Raw genomic sequence first — 4,297 nt, 5'->3', positions numbered from 1 at the left:
TGCTCCTCGACCTGGTAGCGGCCGGGGCCCATCGGGGACGTCTCCGCACCGGCGGAGGTGCCCGGGTTGTCCAGCGCGCCGACGTAGTGGACCGTGTCACCGACGAGCGTGGTCACCGCCTCGGTGTCCCGCCGCGCGCTGGTGCCGACCCAGATCTCGACGTCGCCGGGCTCCACGACGCGGGTGAACGTGCGGTCGGAGAAGGCCAGGCGGGTGGCGGGCACCGCCAGCTCGACAGTGACGGACCGGCCCGGTTCCAGGTGGACCCGCCGGTAGCCGAGCAGCTGCGCCACCGGCCGGGTCACCGAGGCGACCAGGTCGCGACCGTAGAGCTGGACCACGTCGTCGCCGGCGACCGTGCCGGTGTTCGTCACCCGCACGCTCACCCCTACCGTCCCGTCGGTGGGCACCGTGCTGGGCACTGTGAGTTCGTCGTACGCGAACGTCGTGTAGGACAGGCCGTGGCCGAACGGCGCCACGGGCGTCGCCAGCAGGTTGGTCCCCGCGTTCCCCGCGCCGAGGGTGGGGTGCAGGTAGGAGTACGGCTGCGCGCCGGCCGACCCGGGCAGGGTGACCGGAAGCCGGCCCGAAGGGTTGACCCGCCCGGAGAGCACGCCCGCGATCGCCCCGGCACCCTCCTCACCCGGGAAGAACGCCTGCACCACAGCCGCGCAGCGTGAGAGCGCCCAGCCGATGGCGTACGGCCGGCCGGTGAGCAACACGAGGACGACAGGTGTGCCGGTCGCCAGCACTGACTCGACCAGTTCGCGCTGGACGCCGGGCAGTTCCAGGTCGTCCCGGTCGCAGCCTTCGCCGACGGTGCCGCGCCCGAAGAGGCCGGCGTGGTCGCCGACGACCAGGACCGCAACGTCCGCGTCAGAGGCCGTGGCGACAGCCTCGTCGAAGCCGGACCGGTCGTCGGTGTCCACGTCGCAGCCGCGTGCCCAGGTGACGAGATCGCCGCCGAACTCGGCCCGCACGGCGTCGAGCACTGTGGACACCTCGATGCCGGTCTCCACGCCGGGGTGCTGGACGAGGACGTGGTTGAGGAACGAGTAGCACCCGAAGAGCGCACTCTGCCGGTCGGCGTTCGGGCCGATGAGGGCCACCCGTCGTCCCGCTGGCAGCGGCAGCGCGTCGCGGTTGGCGACCAGCACCATCGATTCCTCGGCGAGCCGGCGGGCGATCGACCGGTGCTCGGGCGAGTCGAGGTCGATCGCCTCAGGCGGCTCGTCGCTGAAGGTCGCGTCGAGCAGACCCAGGTCCCGCTTCTGGCGCAGCACCCGCAGCACCGCGCGGTCGACGAGCGCCTCGTCGAGCGTGCCCGCCCGCACCGACTCCCGCAGGGTCAGATAGGCGTCTCCGGTGGGCAGTTCGACGTCGAGACCGGCGGCCAGCGCCTGCCCGGCCGCGGCCGCGTGGTCACTCGCCACGTGGTGCAGCAGGTTCAGGAACGCGACTCCGTAGTAGTCGGCCACCACCGTGCCGTCGAAGCCCCACTGGTCGCGCAGGATGCCGGTCAGCATCGTCGGGTCGGCGGCGACGGGCATGCCGTCGATCTCGGCGTACGAGTGCATGACACTGCGGGCGTCACCGTCGATGATCGCCATCTCGAACGGGGGGAGCAGTACGTCGGCCAGTTCCCGGCGGCCGATGTGCACCGGGCCGAAGTTACGTCCGGCGCGCGAGGCGGAGTAACCAGCGAAGTGCTTGAGGGTGGCGTGCACTCCCTGCGACTGGAGGCCGCGCACGTACGACGTGCCGATGGTGCCGACCAGGTACGGATCTTCGGCGATGCACTCGTCCACCCGGCCCCAGCGGGGGTCACGGATCACGTCGAGCACCGGAGAGAGCCCCTGGTGGATGCCCAGGGCCCGCATCGAGGCGCCGATCGCCGCAGCCATCTCGGTGACCAGTTCGGGGTCGAACGCGGCGCCCCAGGCCAGCGGGGTGGGAAACGTGGCCGCCTTCCACGCGGACAGCCCGGTGAGGCACTCCTCGTGGACGATCGCCGGGATACCGAGCCGGGTCCCGGTGACCAGGTCGCGCTGGAACTTCCACAACCAGGCCGCGTGTTCCGCCGCGTCCACGGGGCGGGTGCCGTAGGTGCGGGTGAGGTGACCGAGCCCGTGCCGGGAGAATTCCTCGAGCTTGAAGGCGTCGCCGAACTCACCCTGCAACGGTGCGACCGCCTCGCCGTCCTCCTTCTCCCAGAAGCCGACGAGCTGGGCGATCTTCTCCTCGATCGTCATTCGGCCGAGGAGATCGCGCAGGCGGGTCTCATCGTCGTGCCCGTCCGGTCGTCCGTGTTCCGGGCCTGCCTGGGCCGGTGCCGGCCCGCCCACCACCGCGTGGACCTCAGTCATGCTCTGCCTTCCTGTGGTTGTGCTCGTACCGCTGCGGCTCAGCCCTTGACCGCGCCCTGCAGGCCACCGACGATCTGCTTCTCCGCGAGCGTGAAGAAGAGCAGTGCCGGCAGCATCGCCAGCGAGGTGAAGGCGAGTACGCCTGCCGTGTCGGTGGTGTACTGGCTGGAGAAGTTCTGCACGCCCAGCGGCAGGGTGTGCAGGTTGACGTCGCTGAGGACGAGCAGCGGCAGCAGGAACGAGTTCCAGCTCGCCACGAACGCCAGGACGCCAACGGTGACGAGCGCGGGCCGCGACAACGGCATCGCGACGCGCCAGAGGAAGCCGAGCCGACTCGCGCCATCGATGGCGGCCGCGTCCTCCAACTCTCTCGGGATGGCCGAGAGGAAGGGGCGCAGGATCACGATCGTCAGTGGCAGTGAGAAGGCGACCTGCGGCAGGATCACCGCGTAGTAGGAGTTGATCAGGTTCAGGTCACGCAGCATGAGGTAGAGCGGCAGGATCGCCGCCCCGGCCGGAAACAGCAGACCGAGGGTGAAGAAGGTGTAGAGCCCTTCCCGCCCGCGGAAGCTGTAGCGGGCGAGCACGAACGCGGCGGCCAGTCCGAGTACGACCACGGCCAGCGTGGTGCCGAGGGCGATGACCGCGCTGTTGAACGCCTGTTGCCAGAAGTTGCTCTGGGTCAGCACCCTGGCGTAGTTGTCCCAGACGAACGGGTCGGGCAGGCCGGCCGGGTCCGCGACGATCTGCGGGGTGGTGCGGAACCCGCCGATGACCACGTAGATGACCGGGGCGATCGACACCGCCGCGATCGCGAGGGCGAGCGCGTAGGTGAGCGGCGTGCCCCAGGAGACCTGACGGCGTCCGGTGGACGGGGGGAGAACCGAGTTCACGGCCATCGTCACTTCGCCCTTCCGGTGATGGCGCCCTCGATGTCGCGGCGGAGCAGGAACCGCTGGAACAGCAGCGCCGCCACGAAGGAGATGACGAACAGGATTACCGCCACAGCGTTGCCGTAGCCCCACAGCCGGGCGAAGAACCCGTTGTCCACCATGTATGTCGCCATGGTGGCCGAAGCGCCGAGGGACCGCACCGCGGGCACCGAGGTCACCCAGATCATGTCGAAGATCTGCAGTGACCCGATCATGGACAGGAACATCCAGATCCGGATCGTCGGGCCGAGCAGCGGGATCGTGACATGCCGTTGGATCTGCCACCAGCTCGCGCCGTCGATGGCCGCCGCCTCGGTCAGCTCGTCGGGCACATTGGAGAGTCCAGCGAGGAGCAGGATGATGGCGAAGCCGACGTATTTCCAGGTGAGGATGGCCAGCAGGGTCCAGATGACCACATCCAGGTCCGCCAGCCAGGCTTGCACCAGGCCGCCCATGCCCAGGGACCGCAGCAGTGCGTCGACGGTGCCGTCGCCGGTCAGCAGCAGCTTCCACATGATGCCGACGGTGACCTCGGCCAGCACGTAGGGCACGAACACCAGCAGGCGGAACACGGCCCGCCCACGGAAGCGACGGTTGAGCAGCAGGGCGACGCCCAAGGCGATCGGGCCCTGGATCAGCAGCGACCCGAAGACGATTATCGCGTTGTTGCGCAACGCGTCGAGGAAGATCGGGTCCTGGAAGGCGAGGGTGTAGTTCCGCAGACCGACGAACTCGGTGGGAGGGCCGACCCCACGCCACCGGAACAGGCTGTAGTAGACCGCGAAGCCCATCGGCACCAGTACGAACATCACGTAGATCAGGACGGCCGGCGTGGTGAGCCCGATGATCTCGTACCACTTGCGGCGGTTGTCGGCTCGGCGGGCGGACTCGCGCCCGGCCTTGTGGGGGCCCGCAGCGACTCGGTCGGCTGGTACGGCGTGGTCACCCTGGCCCTCTCGCCGCTGGGCGGGACGCTGATCGACCGGATCGGCGCCCGCC

Annotated in this window: 3 protein-coding genes; all 3 read right to left on the bottom strand. The window is 69.7% G+C overall.

From position 1 onward, the window contains the following. Nucleotides 1-2,366, bottom strand: a 2,366-nt coding sequence (locus AB0C20_RS35345) for a glycoside hydrolase family 3 N-terminal domain-containing protein (protein WP_357569639.1), incomplete at its 3' end; no start/stop codon positions are given. 38 nt (nt 2,367-2,404) lie between these two features. After that, entirely contained in the window at nt 2,405-3,271 is an 867-nt protein-coding gene (locus tag AB0C20_RS35340) for a carbohydrate ABC transporter permease (protein ID WP_091407036.1), read from the bottom strand. Continuing rightward, nucleotides 3,268-4,143, bottom strand: coding sequence for a sugar ABC transporter permease (locus AB0C20_RS35335; protein ID WP_357569640.1), 876 nt, complete (start codon nt 4,141-4,143; stop codon nt 3,268-3,270). Before AB0C20_RS35335 ends, AB0C20_RS35340 begins: the two co-directional genes overlap by 4 nt. Between the last annotated feature and the right edge of the window lie 154 nt (nt 4,144-4,297).

Origin of the sequence: Micromonospora sp. NPDC048843, from assembly GCF_040649965.1 — a bacterium.
Taxonomy (GTDB): domain Bacteria; phylum Actinomycetota; class Actinomycetes; order Mycobacteriales; family Micromonosporaceae; genus Micromonospora; species Micromonospora hortensis.
This window is presented reverse-complemented; position numbering and strand designations above follow the sequence as displayed.